Raw genomic sequence first — 18,949 nt, forward strand, 5'->3', positions numbered from 1 at the left:
AAAAAACAATTGCTATATAACACATGAGACATGTAAACCACCTACTATGGATCTGCTTCATTGTAAGCAACTTATTTTCCATTAATTTTTTATTTGCACAACCTGGCGTAAAAACACAATGGACGCCGGATGGTAACGGATATTATGAAATTTCGGACGGGCAGGTTTTGGAGGTTAAGTTATTAGATCCCAATCATCCGGTCGTTTTTTTAGATGGCTCCGCGCTAACGCCACAAGACAGTAGCGCACCATTGAAAGTTAAACAGTTTAGTATTTCTGCCGATCGCCGGAAAGTCTTGTTGTTTACCAATACAAAACGGGTCTGGCGTTATCATACCCGCGGCGATTATTGGGTTTATGATATTAACAAGAAAGAACTTAAACAATTGGGCAAGGGGCTTCCTGCTTCTTCCTTAATGTTTGCGAAGTTATCCCCTGATGGTACGAGCGTTGCTTATGTTAGCAAGCACAACGTGTATATAGAGGATTTGGCTTCAAATCATATTAGCCAACTTACAGAAGATGGGACCGACCGCATCATTAACGGAACTTTTGACTGGGCCTATGAAGAAGAATTCGGCTGTCGGGATGGATTCCGGTGGTCAAGCGACGGCAAACATATCGCCTATTGGAAAATTGACGCCAGAAGTATTCGCAATTACCTGATGTTGAACACAACAGACTCCACTTATTCATTTACTATCCCGGTAGAATATCCCAAAGCGGGACAAAATCCGAGTGCTTGCTTCATTTATGTGGTCGATGTAAAAACCAAAGAAAACAAAAAAATGGACATTCCCGGCGATCCCGTACAGCATTACATCCCTCGCATGGAATGGACCCCGGATGGCCAATCACTTATTCTCCAACAGTTAGACCGTAAACAACAGGAAAGCCATATCATGCTTTGCTCAATTGAAGATGGCAAAACTAAAACTATCTATACGGAGCAGGATCAAGCTTGGATAGACATTAAATCGCGTTGGAATGATGACGACCCCACAGGCTGGGAGTGGATCGATGATGGCAAGGCTTTTTTATGGGTAAGTGAAAAAGATGGTTGGCGACATATTTATAAAATAGATATGACCGGTAAGGAAGCCTTACTTACCAAAGGAGATTACGATGTTATTGGGATAAATTTAATTGATCAACGTAATGAAAAAATCTACTTCAGTGCCTCACCGGCAAATGCCACACAAAAATATCTGTATCAAATAAGTATAAAGGGCGGTAAAGCGACTCAACTATCTCCAACAGATCAAGCGGGCACCCATAGTTACCGTATTTCACCAAATGGAAAACTGGCTGAACATGAATTTAGCAGCAGCACGACATATTTTACAGGAGAAATTGTCAGTTTGCCAAATCATCAAGAAAGATTGGCCGCAACGGTTCGTCGGAGTCTACCTCAAGGCACGCCTAAGCCCGAATTTTTCAAAGTTACGACAATAGACGGCATAGAGATGGATGGTTGGATGGTTAAGCCAAGCCAGTTCGATTCAACAAAAAGGTATCCTGTTGTTTTTTACGTATATGGCGAACCAGCCGGACAAACCGTTACCGACACCTACGGCGCGGGATTCAACCGTTTATATGAAGGCAGCATGGCAGATGATGGTTACATCTATATTTCCGTAGAAAATCGTGGGGCTCCCGCACCTAAAGGTAGAGATTGGAGAAAAGCAATTTATCGCAACATCGGTGCGATCAACATTCGAGACCAAGCTATGGCGGCTAAAGAAATCTTAAAATGGAATTTTGTAGATTCATCTCGCGTGGCCGTATGGGGATGGAGCGGCGGAGGTTCCTCTACGTTGAATTTATTGTTTCAATATCCTGAAATTTATAAAACAGGCATCGCAGTAGCCGCTGTGGGGAACCAACTCATGTACGACAATATTTATCAAGAACGCTACATGGGCGTTCCGCCTGAAAGCCAGGCAGATTATGTAAAAGGCTCACCGATTACGCATGCTAAAAACTTGCGAGGTAACTTATTATATATTCACGGCACAGGCGATGATAACGTACATTATCAGAATGCTGAAATGCTCATCAATGAGTTGGTCAAACACAATAAACAGTTTCAATTGATGTCATATCCGAACCGCAGCCATTCGATATCGGAAGGTGAGGGCACGTCTGCACACTTGTCGCGTTTGTACACGAATTATTTAAAACAATACTGCCCTCCGGGAGGGAGATAGTGGGCTGTACGTTCTAGGTTATAAGTTTTAATTGTAGGCTACCGTTGGCCTTACAAATAAAAACTACTTTTATCATGATTAAAACACTATATAAAAAATTAGGATACGTCCTTGGATTAGGATTATTGCCTATCGTAACTTCCGCCCAATTACTGGTAAAAGATCAACCGGTCTTTACAAAGGCAGATTCGCTAAGAGGGACATTAACTCCTTTACGTACTTGTTATGACATCAAGTATTATCACTTAGACGTAAAGGTTGATATCGATAACAAATTCATCAGCGGAAGCAACCTTTTTAAATTTGAAGCCACTATGGACTTCGACAGGCTACAGTTTGATCTGTTTGCCAATTTAAAAGTAGAAAAGGTCATTTATCATGGTCAGGAGATGCCTTTTACGCGTAATTACAATGCCGTATTTGTAAACTTCCCGGCTAATATTAAACGCGGCTCGGTCGATTCAATGCAAGTGTTTTATTCAGGCAATCCGCAGGTTGCTAAACGAGCTCCATGGGACGGTGGCTTTGTTTTCTCTCAGGATAGCAATGGTAAACCTTGGGTGGCGACTGCCTGCCAGGGACTAGGGGCCAGCGTTTGGTGGCCTAATAAAGATCATCAAGCGGATGAAGTAGACAGCATGCTAATCAGTGTGAGCGTTCCAAAAGGGTTGACGGATGTTTCCAACGGCCGCCTCATCAAGAAAACAAACCGTAAAGACGGCTACACCCAATTCGATTGGTTTGTACGCAACCCGATCAACAATTACAGTGTTTCAGTTAACATTGGCGACTATGTCAACTTTAAAGATACTTATCAGGGAGAAAAGGGCCCTCTGGATTTAAACTATTGGGTTTTGAGAGAAAACGAAGCGAAAGCTAAAAAGTTCTTCCCGCTTAATGTAATTCCTATGTTGAAGGCTTTTGAACACTGGTTCGGTCCATATCCTTTTTACGAGGACAGTTATAAGCTCGTGGATGTACCTTACACCGGCATGGAGCATCAAAGCGCTGTTACTTATGGTAATGGCTACGCCAATGGTTATCGCGGCCGCGATGCATCAGATACCGGTTGGGGCATGAAATGGGATTTCATTATTGTTCATGAAAGTGGGCATGAATGGTTTGGAAACAACATCACTTCGAAGGACCTCGCGGACATGTGGATACATGAAAGTTTTACCAATTATTCAGAGGCGCTATTTGTCGACTATAACTATGGAAAAGAGGCGGGACAAGCTTATGTGCATGGAATCCGGAGTGGTATCCGAAACGATAGTCCGGTGCAGGGTCCCTATGGAGTAAATCAAGAAGGTTCAGGTGATATGTATCCAAAAGGCGGTGTATTGCTGAATATGATTCGTACCATTATAAATGACGACGAGAAATGGCGGCAGATATTAAGAGGATTGAACAAAACATTTTATCATCAAACCGTTAATTACGAAGATGTAGTCAATTATATCAGTCAACATGCCGGTCGCGACCTAAGCACTGTCTTTGAACAATACGTTAAACACACGAACATTCCTACCCTGGAGTTTCGCTTCAAAGAAGGTAAGACCTACGCACGTTGGATTTCCGATGTGGCAGATTTCACCATGCCGGTGAAGATACGTAAAAAGGACAGTGATTATCAATTTATAGAAGTAGACAGAAGTTGGAAAGAAGTCACTTTACCCGGAGCCAACAAAGACAATATCGAAGTGGATACTTATAACTATTATATCGGTATATTGATTGAATAAATTTAGCTGTTCGCAACCTAAAAAGGCCGTTTTACAAGATAAAACGGCCTTTTTACGTCTAATTTAGTGCTGGTAGAATTTCCATACCGTTTTGCTTTCCCTTGTTAAAGGCTTTTCAAGCAAGATAGCTCGAATCATCTCCACCGGCATCGCATTCAATTTGAGCACGGTATCGTGAAATTCCTTTAAGGTATACTTGTGTGATTTCAAGACTTCCCGCTGGAGCGCATAGAACTGTAATCCGCCGATATAATAAGATACCTGGTAAAGCGGAAAGGCCTGACTATCCCTTGATAAAGGCCAATTTAGCTCGCTCTCCACGTTGGCCCGTTCATGTCCAACTTCGTCTACTAGAAAATCAGCGCATTGTTCTGCCGACCATTTGCCCAAGTGAAAGTTAAGCTGAAAGATGATCCGAGCACATCGATACTTACGCCAAAATAACATACCGATTCGTTCTTCCGGTGTCCGCGCAAAACCTTTATCCCACAGCAGCATTTCCCAATATAAAGCCCATCCTTCCATCCAAAAGGGTGTATCAAAATTCCGATAGGTTCGGTAACGGGCATTCATAAAAAATTCTAAATTATGCCCTGCTATTAATTCGTGGTGTACCGTTGCCCGGGAAAAATAAGGATTGTTGCCAAGCATGCGCATTCTTGCCAAGCCAAAATCCATTGTATTGGTTGGGTAAGTTATACTAATTTCCCACCCACCCGTGAAAAAGGCATTTGACTTTTGACGTTCGGGCGACATCATAATCATTCCCCAGGTTTCCTCGGCAAGTTCAGGAATCGTAATTAAGTCATTTTTTTTAAGGAAATCTACCGATTCATCATACAACTTACGGATTACGGCAGGTTGTTGTCCAACGGGTACAGCACTTGCTTTCACTTTTTCCAAAGCAGCTTTCCAATCATTACCAAAGCCTAATGCTGCAGATGCCTTTAGCATTTCCTCCTGGCACCAAGCCATCTCCCGATGAGCAATTGCCAAAAGTTCGTCAGGACTATAGTTAATAAACTCGTGCTGAAGCAGTCGCATCAGCTCCTCTCTACCAATAGGGGTGCGTGTATAAATACCCATCTTGTTTGGTTGTTGCTTCTTTTGAAAAACACCGGCATAACGTACAAGCATGCTATCAGCACGATGATATGCCTCGGGCACCCACCACGAAAATGCCGGATCAAAACCATCATAGAACTGGAAAATACTTGCTGCCGTCCTCCGCAACAAATCCGCTTCTTCTCCTGCTGCTCTAATTTGTTCGGGTTCTAAATGCATATCACTCAAGTTCTTCATAAGCAGAGGAATCGCTTTCGCTATATGCGAAAAAGTGGAAGCAACCCGGGCCGCATCGAGTGAATTTCCGCGCCTACGTGAACGCTCTAATGTAAAAATGCTATCTGCGAAGGGAAATAGACCTTTCAGCTGTTCCATCTGCTGTGTAAGCTTTTCCAATTGATTTTGCTTCTCTTTTAAGTCTCTTGTAAATAATAAATAATCGACTTTACACTCCTGCGGTAATCGATCGAAATTTACATTCTTCAGTTGATTAAGGTATTGCTCATTCAACACCCTTAATCGTGCTTGCCGATCAGGCGATCCCAAGCCCTTTGCCATTCGGTAACGGGGGGCATTTTCTGAGGGAGAATAAAAGCGATAAATGGCTGCTTCATCCGCTTCAAACTGTTTCATCAAATAAGGAATCTCCTGACAGGGTACATACCCTTCTGTGGAAATTTGCGCTTTAACGGATGACGCATTAACAAACAGTAATATAAGCCCAATTGATAAAAATGATTTTCTTTCCATTTGGTTCAAATAAAAAGCGCCAAATCAAAGATTTGACGCTAAAAAATGACAACTTATTGAGCATCCCACCAAACACGCTTCGTGAGCGCATCGCCATTATGCTGTGGTTGCGGATTATTGGTTAACTCATTTAATGGGTATAGCATTTTCCGTGGAATATCAGAAACTGCGTTTTGCACTTTATTTATTGCCGGATAACCCGTTCTACGCCAATCGTTGAAAATTTCCGGCGACAGAAAATTGACAATGGCTTTCTCTTCCATAATGTATGACAAAGCATTGTCAGCATTGATATTTCCTCTGCTTGCTAAATAGGCTGCGATTGCGGTGCTAGACGAAACACCAATATGAGCCATATCTGCTTCAATAGCCTGCTGATATATGGGTGCTGCTGCCTCTGCTCCTGATAGGATTAAAGTAGCTTCCGCTTTCAACAGTAATGCTTCCCGATAATTAATGAGGTTTAACGGCGAATTAGCACTTGCGTAAAATGAGCCGCCTAAAGAATAAGATTCCAGCGAACCAATACCAGATGAGCCAATAACACGACCTAAATAGGTATTATTCTGCTTTGAGCGGGTAATCAGTTGTGTTATTCTCGGATCATTTCGACTTACCAATGAATCAACGGTTTTTGACGATAAAATAATAGTCTCAACGGGCAGAAAATTTCTGTACCACCTATTCTCTTTGCCCGCTGTACCATCGTACACTAAACGCAAATCGTCTGCATTACTTTGCATACCATTTTCTAAGGCGCTCAACGCTAATTGAGCCTGCGCAGTTGCGGTATGATTTGGCGCTTTTGTAAGGTGCATATAATAACGGGCCTTTAGGGTATAAGCTGCCTTAATCCATTGCGTGGTATTTCCTTGGTAGAAAAAATCCCTGTTGCTTGGTAGTGTTCCACCAGCTGTCTGTAAACTGGCAATACCCTCATCCAACAAGCTCTGAATCGTATTGTAGATCATTTCTTGACTATCATATGCGGGTGTAAAAGTTTCCGTAGCATTTAATGCTTGCGAATAGGGGACATCCCCCCACATATCGGTAGCATACGCAAGGGTATATGCAGTTAAAACACTGGCTATTCCGCTATAAATGGTATTACCTTTCTCGTCCGCCTGTTCTTTCATCAATTTAAGATTCTCCAAACAATCCGTATAGGTATAACGCCAGGTATCATTCAAATCCGCCGGATTTAACAAATAAGTGCCTACATTGGGTGGTGCCTGATTCAAAGCAATCAGCTGCATAAAATGAGCCGCATCAATAGATGCCCAGCCAGCAACCACATTGTGCACCAAATTATATTCGATAGCAGGCAATAACAATGATTCCTGTACCGATGAAGGTTCATTCGGATTTTCATTGACATCCAAAAATTTCTCACAGCTGGAAAACAAGCATGATGCAACGAGTATGATATAAGGAATTGACTTTTTCATCTTTCTAATCAATTAAAAGGTAAGGGATAGCGTGAAATTATACGATCTGGAAGTTGGGGCAGAATTTCCGTACAAACCCAAAGCATCGTTCCCGGATCCATAACTATTTACCTCGGGATCAGAACCCGTAAAATGTGGGGCATATATCCACAAATTCCGTCCGGTTGCTGTTAATGAAGCCCGTTGGAAAGGTGTTTTCTTGATCCATTTTTCAGGAAAATTGTAGGTTAAGTTTACATTACGCAGTTTTACATAGGTACCATCCTGCACAGCCGCTTCATAGATCGCATTCAGTCGCTGATAGTAATCCTGAGCCGACACAGTAACCGTATTTGGTTGGCCTGTATTTATGTTCACTCCTTCCACTATGCGGTCTTCACGATTCTCGGTTGCCTTCGGTGTGCCATAAAAGAACCCATAACGATCATCCGAGTTCATAATATCCCCTCCCTTTCGCATATCGAAGAAAAAGCTCAAATTCAAATTTTTATAGGTAAAGCTGTTGTTTAAGCCTGCCAACCAATCGGGTTGAATATTCCCTATTTTTTGGGACGGTCCAATAACAGGTAAGCCGGTATCATCTATTAATTTTTGCCCAGCCTCGTTGTAACTATAGCCCGGAGCGTAGAACGTGCCATAAGGGTCACCGGTAAATGCAAAAGTCTGTCCAATCTGCACTTGATCGGCACCGCCATAAAGTTCCGTTACCCTGTTTTTTATTTTGGTGAAGTTGAAGGTGAAGTCCCAGGAAAAATCTTCACTTTTAACCGGTGTTACATTTAACAAAGCCTCAATTCCCCTGTTATACATACTCCCGGCATTGATATAGGAATTGCGATAGCCGGTAGAATTCGCTAAGGTAATATACGATAGGAGGTCTGTATGGTCTCGATCAAAATAATTAAACTCCAAGCCGATGCGATTTTTTAGAAACTGGGTTTCCAGACCGATTTCAAGCTCGGTGGTTGTTTCATTCTTCAGGTTCGTGTTACCTAAGTCGCCACTGATTAAAAATCCCGGCACACCGTTAAAGGGAAAATTAGTTGCCGTGTTGTATACTGTCGAAGTGGCGTATGCACGTACATTATCATTACCCACCTTTGAGTAAGAAGCACGCAACTTACCAAAGCTTAGCCAGGGAGTTTGTTCTTTTAAAAGTTCGGAAAACACAAAACCTCCCGACACCGATCCATAATAATAGGTTCGGTTTGCTTTATCAAACACGGAACTTTGTTCCATCCGTCCCGTAAGCGAAAGCGTTAACATTTTTTTGTAATCAACCGTGGGTTGTGCGTAAAAAGATACGCGACGGAAGCGTCTATAATTTTCCGTACTTATCTGATTTTCGGTATTACTGATATTGTCAAAATCATCAACAGTAAATCCTCCTGTTCCTTCCAATTGATAGAGCTGATCATATGTGGCGAACACATTATTGCCCAGCAACATACTTACCTCTAGATCTTCTCCTATCTGTTTACGCGCCTCGGCGATCAAATCGTGGTTGAATTGCCGATAGTTATTATTGCGGTCGCGTAAGACGCCGGTAGTTCCCACCGGTATACTAGGAGCTTCATGGTATTTGGATTGCTCGGAGTATATATCTGCCCCTAAGCGTTCTGTAATGGTTAACCAGTCTGTAGGCGTATAATTAAAAGTAGCGATTGGGATAAAACGATTTCCACGCACATCATTATATACATTTTCTAAAGACCAGTAAGGGTTATTGCGGGAGTAGCGGAAAACACGTTGTGTACCATCGTCATTGGTAGCAGGCAAAGGGTCCCAGGAAAAAGGAGCCGTATACACGGTCCATAAGGGTGCTTCTAAACCGTAACCCTCCGGGGTTCTATGCGCCGTTGTAGCGACATAATTGAACTGGAAAGTGGCTGTAAAATTATCATAGATCTTATTGCTGAATTTAGCAAAGGCCGCATGTCTTTTATAGTTCGTAGTTGGTATTGTACCTTCCTGATCCAGGTAGGAATAAGACATAAAATAATTAGATTTATCTGTTCCCCCTTGTACGCTTAATGTATTTGTATAGGTCTTGCCTGTTTGGAAAAACGCATCCATTGGATTCACATTACGTACCGGTTTACCGTCTACCATCAACGTATCCAAGCGGGGGCCCCAAACCAAGCTTGTTTTCTGATCGTTATCCACTCCATTCCAATACACTCCGCGATCGCCTTGTGCGTAAACCGATTGTACTTGTGGATAAATTGCCTTATCAAGCGAAAATTGTGTGCTAAAATTAAAACTTGGCTTCTGCTCTTTATTACCATTTTTGGTAGTAACGATAACTACACCACGTGCGGCACTTGATCCATATAGGGCCGAAGCGGCCGATCCTTTCAGCACATTAATGCTTTCAATGATGGCCGGATCGATATCTGAGAAACGACTGATACCACTTCCATTACCATTTGTAGCCGTTTGATCATTATTTATAGGAACCCCATCGACCACGATCAAGGCCTCGTTATTTCCGGTTAATGAACTCGTACCACGAATGACAATACGCGAGGAGCTTCCCGGTTGCCCGGAAGAAGAAGTAATCTGTACACCCGAAACTCTTCCTGTTAATGCATTAAGTGGGTTCGGTTCTTTTGTTTTGGCAATATCTGCCCCTGAAACCTCCTGCGTGCTATAGGTTAACTGCCTTTTCTCTCTTTTTATTCCTAAAGCTGTTACAACTACTTCATTCAAGGTTTGATTATCCTCTTCAAGTGTAATGTTTAAAACCGATTGCGCAGTAAGGGTGATCTCTTGCGGCCGATAGCCTAGCGCTGTAATTTTCAAAACAGCTCCCGGCCGGTAATCGATGGTAAAGACCCCATTTACATCGGTGGAAGTGCCTTGCGCAGTTCCGGATAATTTAATAGACACCCCTGGGATAGGGGTCTTGGATTGGTCTACTACCGCTCCTTTTAATGTCTTGGTTTGCGCCTGCACATCTAAAAAAGCCCATAAGCTTACGATGAAGGCAATTAAATAGTTGATTTTCATGATTAATTCGTGTTGGTTTTGTTGCTATTACCTATTTTTTTCTGGACTTTAACAAAACTATTACATAAACCCCTCGAATTATTATCAAAAATTAACTACAACAAACCGAATATTAACATAAAATCAAAAAAAAAGCTATTTTATTAGTTATTTTACACCAACAACCAACTACCATCCACAATAAAACAGATGAAAAAGTGTATTATTAGCAACAACTAGTGAAATTCATACAAATTAAAATCAGACAGACGTCCATAACCATATTTTTCTGAATAACTAGCTTGATATGGACCTACTTGCAGCACTTTATCAAGCCATTTTGGCTTAACATACGGGCTTCCTGGAAAATCAACCCATATTTTACCATCTTTACTTCCCCGAACAAAGATTAACCTACCTTCTCGCTGAATTTGCAGATAAGGATAGAAGTCGAAACCGGTATTATTATGCTGTTGTTTTCTCCTATGGTCTAGGTCCGTTACAATATTGCCTATTCCCCAACCAAGCATCACCCCATTTTGCAATAACTGTTCATTTTCTTCATTCACATAACGAACCATCAAACCCACTTCATTTGGACCCAATGGCTTGCGTTGCTGTAGACCGGACAAATCGTTCACTTTTAGTTGCATCAAAAAGTTACCGGATATATTTTATATAAAAGGGCCCTCGATTACTACTACCGTCCCAAGCTGTTTTTGCCGAAGCCAGTTCAACAACGCCTTGGCCTTGCCGCATCGTTAAACTATCGGCCGAACCTCCTTCCATACCATCCCAATTATACTGACCGGCAAAATCCTTTTCGAGGTCTAAGCCCTCTCGCATACTAGTAAATCGGTTTTTTTCGACATCCTTTAGCGAAATTTGTTGTGAACTCCATACAAAGCCGTAACGGTTTTTTACAAAAAACCGAAAAGCTCGCTTTTCTGTTTTATTCAAATCTTGTGCAAGGTAGTGGGTGGTTGATTGCCAGGCTGTACTTGTACTGTCGTTATTTATATTTTGAAAACTAAATTGATAACCCCGATTCGCCAGCGAAGTGTCTACCTCCATAAAAGCCAGTTCCTCCGATACCCATTTTGGATGAATCGTATATGTTGGATTAATCTGCTTGTCCGGCTTTAGATTCAGCACGGAATCTGCCCAGCGCTTTAACTCGTTTTCATCTTTAGCCTCATTCAATAAATGAAGCGATTTTAGATAAATGCCTTTTGAGGGAATCATTTTCATGAGTTCCGCATTCAGCTCATTTCGTTTTTCCCATTTATCCGAATGGTAATAATAAAGCCCATCGCGCTGTTTCACGAGGGCCGTTAATGCCCAGGTATCCTTCGTCTTCCGTTTACCATCTGCGTATACCAAAACAAGGCTATAATAAGCCAAACTATCAAGCGTAGATTTTAAATAAGGAAGCAACGCGTCCCTCCCGTTCTTTATGTATACCGCCATTTGCCCTTTGTAAGCGAGTAGTTCAGCGTCCTGATTTTGAAGCTCTATTCCTGATTTACCATAGCCTTTATTTATCCAAGTCTTCACTTTTCCAAACACTAAATCTTTCGCTTCAAACGATCCAACATACGCGCTCTTTTTAGCGCTAATCCGTAATTTTTCAATCTCTTGCGTCGTTAAAGCATAGTCGTACATTTTTAGCGAAGCAATGGCGCCACTGAAGAAGTGCTGTAAACGTCTGTCTGTTCCAATTAATATATCGGCAGATCTTTCCAGAAAAAGCATGCGGTTACCGCGATTCTCTAACTTGCCATTGACATATAATCGCTCTTCCGTACCATCAAAAACAAGCACCACGTGATGCCATTTGTTAGGACTTGGGATATCCTTGAAAGCCAAATTAGCCCACCCCCCATGTACTACTCCCCCGACGGCCGGATCGGATCCATAGCCCAATGATGCATTTGTCAAGTCCCTCCCGCCAGATGCCCATTGAATAATTGGTTCTTCTTTCGCGATGTTTGGATTATTTATCCATGCGCTGATGGTGAAACTACTGTTTCCTCCTACGGTTGGAGGGAGCGCCATTTCAGATTGCCAATAACTTTGTCCGTCAAAAACAAAAGCTTTTCTTCCCTGCACCAAATCAATCGTGTAGCTTCCGTTTTTTACCCGAAAAAGGCCGCCTAACACACCTTTGTTAGCCACCTTTTTATCTGCAGTATGTAGGGCATATTTTTCTGCCTCTAGGTCGACCAGCAGACCCAGACTTTCTTGCTTTCCAACCGGAGCTTGCGGTGTCGACAGTTTTCCTTCTTCATAAGCAATACGAGGTTCGCTAAATATCTTTACGTTCCAGATAGCCCTATTAAGTCCAGATAACTGAGTGTTTTTTATGGTGATTCGAAAATAACGGGCTTTTACATCGCCGTAATCTTTCATCGGGCTACCCCATTGCGTATTTTGGGTGCGGTCTGCAAAAACTTTCCAACGCTGCCCATCGTTAGAATATTCCATCAGGTATTGATAGTACCACGTAGCGTATTCAAACTGAGTTAAGACGCTCCGTATACATTCTTCTTTTCCTAAATCCACTTGCCACCATGCTTCATGCATATTATCGGCGGCTTTCCAGAGCGTCCCATTATTATCGTCGGCCGCATAGTCAGCTCTAAAATCATCGCTATACACAGAAGAAGCACTTATCTGTTTACCAAATGCTAAATTTATGGCTTGAATGGTATTTTTTGCCAACGCGCCGATACCTTGATGTGTAGGCACAACTTTTTTTATACTTCCCTCTTCGTCGAACTCAAGCTTATCTACGGCTATTTGTCGGTGAAAACCACCTCCACTGTGTGGATTGTTATGTCGGTGGTAAACGATGTAAAAATTATCGCCTTCCTGCAATACACTGTTATGCCCGGGACCATGTACGGTACCGTCTTCATTAGTAACTAATACCGGACTGTTTTTGCCATATACAAAAGGGCCCATGGGTCCCTCTTTGCTCGTTACATAATGGACCTTATAACTTGCATCTTCACAATGTTCAGCGCTGTACATTAAATAATAAATTCCATTTCGCTTAAACATAAAAGGTGCTTCAAAAAAGTCTTTTGCAATGGTATTTGGAATGATCCCCGTTTTCGCAAAAGATTTCATATCGGCATTCAACAACCCCATGCCACAACCACTATTCGGATAAATTCCCCAGGTACCCCAAAACATATACATTTTACCATCATCATCCCGAAAGGTTTGGCCGTCTAAAGTAATCACATTGGGTACAAGATAATTCGGGATCACTGCCTCGGTTCCCGGTAATAGCGGAGTCCATGGGCCCGTTGGCGAATTCGATGAGGCTCCATATAGTTCGCAAGGTTGGCTATAATACATATAATAATTGCCATCACTTGCTTTATTCACATCCGGCGCCCAATAAATCGGTGTATTCGGCCAATTCATCGGCTCCATATACCAGTTCACAAAATCTTTGGATTTCCATACTTGAGATGGCCCCAATCCGAAGCCGTTCCCATCCGTCGTGGCATAAATATAATAAGTATCACCCCATTTCTTTATAGTTGGATCAGCGAAATAACCCGGTATGATGGGATTTCCAGTCCTTGGCGAGTTCTGCCTTAGCGCTTGCGTAAATCCACTAAGCGAACAAAGAAGTAGAAAGAAAACAAAAATCTCTTTTTTATCCATTATATTCTAAAAATAAGGAAGAGCCATCTCTTGCCCATAGAGATGGCTTTCCACATCAATTAAACAAACATAAACCAACTATTTAGGCCTTTTTACACTGTAAAAACCAAAGTTAAGGTCTTAGCGAATGGACAACCATCCAGATATTAACAGACTATTGTCTTTTTTTAACAATAAATGTCTTTAAAACAGTTATTTTATTTTTCTACCAACGTTCGATAGAAACGAAAATAGATAGCTGGCAAATAAATGGTTACTATTGGTTAAAATACTTTTAGTTTTAACTGCCAGCAAGTCATTAATTTCGTACAACGCAAATAAATGTCAACAAAACATTTATAAACTGAGCTCATACCCAATTATAAATTAAGTTCAAACTAAGGCAAGCACTACAGAATCCGAAACAGTAGTGATTATTATTATGTAACACTAAATTAATGAGCAATGCACAACAGTTCATGACCCCTTTTTATCCTTCTTCCTTCACAAGCTACAAGGATGGAAGAATCAACATTGGCCAAAGTATTAAAATCAAAGTTTAACGTAAGTTTTATTATTATTTATGAAAAAAATCAACATTTCAGAGAAGGTGGGGCACTTTCGATTAGCTATGCTAGTTCCATTTTTCATTTGCCTTCTTATGCTCGCCACTGTTCTTTCATGTAAGAAAAATCCTTTTCATCCGGTTCCCGGAGAGGAGGTCGATAGTTTAGCAATTTATATTCCGCAAGAATTCCAACATATGGACTTCAATGATACGACGAGCACCTGGTGTTATCCTCGTAGCAGGCAATCAGAACACTTCATTGTCTTTTGGGGAGCAAAATATGGAGATAACGATCCAAATTCAACCGATATTCCCTCTAAATATCGGGTCAATATCGATGATTTGCTAACTAAAGCTGAATCTTTTTATGATTTAAATATCAATGTATTAAAATTTGCTGAGCGTGGTAAGGGTAAATCGAATCTCGACAAATATAAGATGATGATTTTCCTTTATTACCAAGACGAATGGTTAGCAACAGGTTCCGGTTACGATGACGTAATCGGCGCGCTCTGGATAAGTCCGGGCACCTCACAACCCGTTGGTTCCACCATCGCTCATGAAATAGGGCATAGTTTTCAGTATCAGGTTCATTGCGATTTAGGCGGTGGTTCGGGTTTCCGATATGGTTTTGGTGGCAATGGAGGAAACGGTTTTTGGGAACAGACCGCGCAATGGCAAGCCTATCAAAGCTATCCGTTGGAAGCGTTCTCTTCACACAATTTCACCGTTTACACGCAAAACTATCATCGGCATATTCATCATGAATGGCAACGTTATGCAAGTTATTTCATCCATTACTATTGGGCAAATAAGCATGGCATTGACATCATTGGGAGAATCTGGCGTGAAGCACAACAGCCGGAAGACCCGATACAAGCTTATATGCGGATAACCGGTATTTCCAATGCGCAATTAAACGATGAATTATATGACGCAGCAGCAAAATTTGCCACATGGGACTTAGATGCTTTGCGGGAAAACGGAAAAAATTACATTGGAGCTCATAGCTTCAATTTTAATGAACTTGCCGATGGCAGTTTTCAAGTTGCTTATGACCATTGCCCAGGCACATCCGGTTATAATATCATACCACTGAAGGTACCCGCTGCCGGAACACAAATATCAACGGCGTTCATGGGTCTACCTAATGCGACAGGGTATAATACGGTGGACGCTTCGCGCGCAGGTTGGCGGTACGGTTACGTAGCTTTATTAGCTAATGGAGCCCGCGTATATGGGAACATGGAGCAGGGTATTAATAAGACAGTGAATTTTACCATTCCCGAAAACTGTGCAAAGCTATGGTTTGTTGTAACAGGAGCACCTAGTACCTATGCAGTACATCCTTGGGATGAAGACGAAAACAATGATGAACAGTGGCCGTATAAAGTTAAGTTTACAAACACTACACTCATCAATCATATCGATCTAGAAGAGGATGCCACACCAAAGGACACTACATTTACCTATAATGTAAGCTTTCCGAGAGATACTGTGAATTACTCGGGTAAGACCGTCTCGATAGACGTAACTCCTCTTGCCCAAGCTTTTGTACTACAACCTGGCAAGATCACACAATTAATGGGAAGTAGCGTTAAATTCTATGCAGTGGAGAGCAATGGAAATTTAAATGCGACGACGACCGCCAATGGCTATGGACACTGGTTCGATGCAAACGGCAATGTTATTAATTGGGGAAATGACGCAAAAGTTTTCTCGGAGTTTAATGCCACAAATTTTACTTTTTCAATAGGACAATATCCCGGTCATTCGACTCCAGGCAACCAATATACGGTGAAACAGGCCTTAGTTTACGAATATGAACCAGGAAAAACGGCGCAAGCTACATTTGTATTCAAAATTAACATCGAATAAACTGTAAAGAGGAGTGTTCTCGGACACTCCTCTTTATGCTAATAACTCACCGCTAAGCCAATACTAAAAGATTTTCCTCTTCCTATGGAGTGTAAACTTCATCGAATAGAACATGTTTATTTAGAATAATTTAAAATAGATTGTTTAGACTTATTTTAAATAATATATTTGCTCCCAAAAATCTAAACACCCATGCTACAAAGGTTTACTTTCTTTATTTTTATCTTTTTATGGACTTACGGCTCGGCCCTCGCCCAAGTCACCAGTATAAACGGTACCATCCGTACTTCGGACGGAAAACCTGCCGAATTGGTGAGTATCACCGTAAATGGTACTAACCTCGGAGCGGTAACGGACAAATTCGGCAGTTATTCTATAAAGGGCGTTACTCCTGGGTCCTATGTGCTTAAAGTAACTTCTGTAGGACTAGAAAAACAGGAAAAAACGATCGAGGTAAAACCAGGCAGTCCCTTAACAATAAATTTTTCGTTGGCGGAAAACGCCGCTACCTTGCAAGAAGTGCTTGTGTCCACTAAAAATCTAAATAAAAAGGACAATTACGTTGCACGAATGCCGCTTAAGAAATTGGAGAACCCGCAAGTATATAGCATCGTATCATCAGAGACGATGAAAGAACAAGGGCTTACCAACTTTGACGATGCTTTACGCAATGTACCGGGCATTACGCGTACTTGGGAATCAACAGGGCGGGCGGGTGATGGAGCCTCTTACTTTGCATTAAGGGGGTTTGACTCTCAACCCATTATGTACAATGGTTTACCAGGCTTAACGAGTGGAAACCTCGACCCCATCAATATCGAAGAAATACAAGTGATCAAAGGACCTTCAGCCACCTTATTCGGCGGCAGCTTCTACAGTTATGGAGGGATGATCAATACGATCACCAAGAAACCATATTATGAATTCGGTGGTGAGATCACTTATCAAATGGGAAGTTACGGACTAAACAGGGTAACAGCAGATATTAATACCCCTTTAAGTAAAACAGAAAAAATAGCGCTGCGCATCAATACAGCCTATCACGATGAAAACAGCTTCCAAGATGCGGGTTTCAAGAAGTCCTTTTTCATAGCTCCATCGTTGGTTTATGAGGTAAACGATCGACTGTCTTTCCATTTGATGGCAGAAATTCTTGAAGAAGAGCGTGCCGTTCCACCTGTATTTTTTCATTCAGACCGTACCGGACCGCTACCATTTAAATCGCTCGAAGAACTTAACTTGAATAATGATCTATCATTTACCAATAATGACATGACCATTAAAAATCCACGATTTAATCTACAGGGTCAAATGCTCTACAAAATATCAGAACAATGGACTTCGCAAACGGCTATTTCAAGAGGGACTGTGAAGTCTGATGGTTATTACACCTATATCTGGGACGACGGAATCAGCGATTCGTATTTTGACCAATTTTTTCATAAAGAAAGACAAACAACCAGTGTAACCAATATTCAGCAAAACTTTAACGGCGACTTCAACATTGTTGGACTTCGGAATCGCTTATTGGTAGGATTAAACTACTTTAGCCGAAATGTTATTGATAATGGCTCAGGCACAGCGGCCGTAAGAAAAGTTACCCCACAACAAGCAGAAGTGGAATATATCAAACCGGGTACCACTGACACGATTGCACCTGTTTACCTCTCGCGCGCTTTCGTTGACCAGATTCTAGCAGGCACGGGGGGTGCCAACAGTAATGTGAGTAACAGTTCGTATAGTGCGTATGTCTCCGATGTATTGAACATTACACCCGCACTATCGGCAATGGCAAGCTTACGGGTTGATCATTTCGTTTCAAAAGGGGAAAAAAGCGACCTGGAAGATGATTTTAACCAGACAGCATTATCTCCAAAGTTTGGCCTAGTTTATCAACCTATTTTGGATAAGGTGTCCCTTTTTGCCAATTATATGAACGCTTTTATCAATGTAGCCCCTCGTTCAGTTGCTGATCCCGATGGAAGTAATCCGCGCATAAAATCGTTTAAACCTGAGCAGGCTAATCAATTCGAGTATGGTATAAAAACCGATTTGTTCAATGAACGTTTAAATACCACCGTATCTGTATATAATATTAAGGTGTCAGATAGGGTATCGCCGGATCCCGCTAATGTAAACAACTCATTACAGGGAGGTAAAGTTCAGAGTAAGGGCTTTGAGGTTGAAGTGAATGCCAACCCCATGCAGGGGCTCAATCTAATTGCTGGATATAGTTACAATAAAACCGAGGTTATAGCAGGTGATGAAGCGGATTTTTATAGTGAACCCGGCCGCGCGATTGGAGGTCAAGGTCCACAAAACCTTGCGAATTTATGGGCAAGTTATCGGTTCACAAGCGGGAAATTACAGCATTTCGGTGTTGGCGTCGGAGGTAATTATGCTGGTAAATATCGGGTAATTGATAGTAGTATAACGGGCGAATTTGATTTACCAAGTTATGTATTACTCAATGCAGGGCTGTTTTATAACCAAACACATTATCGCATATCCTTTAACCTAAATAACATCACCAATAAGGAATATTATATAGGTTATTGGTCGGTTAACCCACAGAGGCTCCGCAACTTCGCTGCCAGCTTTAGTTATAAGTTTTAGATCGATTACATGACT

At 41.7% G+C, this 18,949-nt stretch carries 9 protein-coding genes; 4 read left to right on the top strand and 5 right to left on the bottom strand.

Going from position 1 to position 18,949, the window contains the following annotated elements; all coding sequences use genetic code 11:
* The first annotated feature begins 23 nt into the window (after positions 1-23).
* Together QT327_RS26865 and QT327_RS26870 are read left to right on the top strand one after the other, a co-directional pair.
* Positions 24-2,210 carry a S9 family peptidase gene (locus tag QT327_RS26865; protein ID WP_149105112.1) on the top strand — a complete coding sequence of 729 codons (2,187 nt, stop codon included), beginning with the start codon at positions 24-26 and terminating at the stop codon, positions 2,208-2,210.
* 74 nt (positions 2,211-2,284) lie between these two features.
* On the top strand, positions 2,285-3,955 hold the full coding sequence (locus QT327_RS26870) for a M1 family metallopeptidase (protein WP_130854839.1): 1,671 nt from the start codon (positions 2,285-2,287) through the stop codon (positions 3,953-3,955).
* 63 nt (positions 3,956-4,018) lie between these two features.
* On the opposite strand, the gene QT327_RS26875 is transcribed toward QT327_RS26870, so the two are convergent.
* The 5 genes from QT327_RS26875 to QT327_RS26895 all read right to left on the bottom strand — a co-directional run bounded on the left by QT327_RS26875 (position 4,019) and on the right by QT327_RS26895 (position 13,893).
* On the bottom strand, positions 4,019-5,770 hold the full coding sequence (locus tag QT327_RS26875) for a DUF885 family protein (protein WP_149105113.1): 1,752 nt from the start codon (positions 5,768-5,770) through the stop codon (positions 4,019-4,021).
* Positions 5,771-5,823: 53 nt separating this feature from the next.
* On the bottom strand, positions 5,824-7,218 hold the full coding sequence (locus tag QT327_RS26880; protein WP_289554333.1) for a SusD/RagB family nutrient-binding outer membrane lipoprotein: 1,395 nt from the start codon (positions 7,216-7,218) through the stop codon (positions 5,824-5,826).
* A gap of 12 nt (positions 7,219-7,230) precedes the next feature.
* Positions 7,231-10,230 carry a SusC/RagA family TonB-linked outer membrane protein gene (locus tag QT327_RS26885; protein WP_289554334.1) on the bottom strand — a complete coding sequence of 1,000 codons (3,000 nt, stop codon included), beginning with the start codon at positions 10,228-10,230 and terminating at the stop codon, positions 7,231-7,233.
* 215 nt (positions 10,231-10,445) lie between these two features.
* Positions 10,446-10,865 (bottom strand): hypothetical protein, encoded by a 420-nt coding sequence (locus tag QT327_RS26890; protein ID WP_289554335.1) that lies wholly within the window; start codon positions 10,863-10,865, stop codon positions 10,446-10,448.
* A gap of 4 nt (positions 10,866-10,869) precedes the next feature.
* Positions 10,870-13,893: a family 43 glycosylhydrolase gene (locus QT327_RS26895; RefSeq protein ID WP_289554336.1), complete on the bottom strand. Its 3,024-nt coding sequence runs from the start codon at positions 13,891-13,893 to the stop codon at positions 10,870-10,872.
* A 562-nt stretch (positions 13,894-14,455) separates the two neighbouring features.
* On the opposite strand from QT327_RS26895, the gene QT327_RS26900 reads away from it, so the two are divergent.
* Positions 14,456-16,318: a DUF4859 domain-containing protein gene (locus QT327_RS26900; protein ID WP_130854834.1), complete on the top strand. Its 1,863-nt coding sequence runs from the start codon at positions 14,456-14,458 to the stop codon at positions 16,316-16,318.
* Between the two features lie 192 nt (positions 16,319-16,510).
* Entirely contained in the window at positions 16,511-18,934 is a 2,424-nt protein-coding gene (locus QT327_RS26905; protein WP_149105115.1) for a TonB-dependent receptor, read from the top strand.
* The last annotated feature ends 15 nt before the right edge of the window (positions 18,935-18,949 follow it).

The sequence above is a fragment of the Olivibacter sp. 47 genome (assembly GCF_030372825.1).
Taxonomy (GTDB): Bacteria; Bacteroidota; Bacteroidia; order Sphingobacteriales; family Sphingobacteriaceae; genus Olivibacter; species Olivibacter oleidegradans.